This window comes from Nonomuraea rhizosphaerae (assembly GCF_019396405.1).
Lineage (GTDB): Bacteria > Actinomycetota > Actinomycetes > Streptosporangiales > Streptosporangiaceae > Nonomuraea > Nonomuraea rhizosphaerae.
This window is the reverse complement of the sequence record NZ_JAHKRL010000329.1, coordinates 1-1,399: the sequence shown is the minus strand read 5'-3', so window position 1 is coordinate 1,399 and position 1,399 is coordinate 1. Positions and strand designations below refer to the sequence as shown.

Here is a 1,399-nt window from a genome sequence, read left to right as displayed (position 1 = left end):
GCCCGGCCGGCCTGCCGCCGTCGGCGGGGGTGGAGACGACGAGCCGTCCGTGCGCGACCGCCGGCGGCGCGGCGCCGACCGCGACGCTCAGGAGAAAGGCCAGGCCAAGGACGGGGAAGGCAAGTAATCGGGCTACTACGCGATTCATGACATACCCCCACATGGGGTGGCAGCTTTCCCCGGACGGTAGTCCTTCTTCGGCGTCATGAACAGAACTTTTGTCCTCCGCGACAAAACAACCTCCCGCTCGATACAAGCGCTCAGTGTTCGGCAAGCCAGACTTTTCGTTAATTCGGCGAAATTATCGGCCGATGGCGGGAGAAGGTCTTTCCCGCGGTCGCACCGGCGCGGTACGTTCCCCCCGACACCGGTTGCGCCGGGCAACGCTGCGACGAGGAGTGCTGGGTGAAGTCGAACCGGCCGGAGAACTCGCACCAGGCGGCTCTGCTGCGCGTCCTGCGGGACGGCCCCCGATCGCGGGCCGAGCTGGCCGACCTCACCGCGGACCCCTCCGCGCCGGGCAGCTTCCCGGTGAGCGCGATGCCGGTCGGCGGCGTCCATCCGCACCCGGGCCGCATGTCGCGCTCCAAGCTCAACTCCGAGCTCGACCGGCTGGTCCAGCTCGGGCTGATCGAGCCCGACGGGCTGGCCGCCTCGCGCGGAGGCCGCCGTTCCGGCCAGGTACGACTGTCGCGCAACACCCGCTTCGCGGGCATCGACATCGGCGCGACCTCGGTCGACATGGCCGTCACCGACGGCGAGCTGCGCGTCCTGGGGCACGTGAGCGAGCCGTGCGACATAAGGCTCGGCCCCGCGCACGTGCTGGACCGGGTGCTGGTCCTGGCCGGCAAGCTGCGCGAGCAGGGCCTGTTCACCCAGTTGCACGGGGCCGGGATCGGGGTGCCGGGGCCGGTGAGCTTCGCCGAAGGGGTCCCGGTCGCGCCGCCGATCATGCCCGGCTGGGACCGGTACCCCATGCGCGAGACGGTCAGCCAGGAGCTCGGCTGCCCCGCCATGCTGGACAACGACGTCAACATCATGGCGCTCGGCGAGCTGCACGCCGGGGTGGCGCGGCAGGTCGGCGACTTCCTGCTGGTCAAGATCGGCACCGGGATCGGCTGCGGCATCGTCGTCGACGGCAAGATCTACCGCGGCGTCTCAGGCAGCGCGGGCGACATCGGGCACATGCGGGTCGACGAGCTGGGGCCGGTGTGCGCGTGCGGCAACACCGGCTGCCTGGAGGCGTACTTCGGCGGCGCCGCCCTGGCCGCCCAGGCGCAGACCGTGGCCCGCGCCGGCGGCTCGGCCTTCCTGGCCGAACGCCTGGCCGCGACCGGACGGCTGTCCGCCGAGGACGTCGCGGCCGCCGCCGCCCAGGGCGACGCGGCGGCGATCCAGC

The 1,399-nt window shown here is 71.9% G+C and carries 1 protein-coding gene; it reads left to right on the top strand.

Translation table 11 applies throughout. The features are described from left to right. Positions 1–405 precede the first annotated feature (405 nt). Positions 406–1,399 (top strand): ROK family protein (locus KME77_RS16530; protein WP_219468065.1); only part of this gene is annotated, 994 nt, incomplete at its 3' end.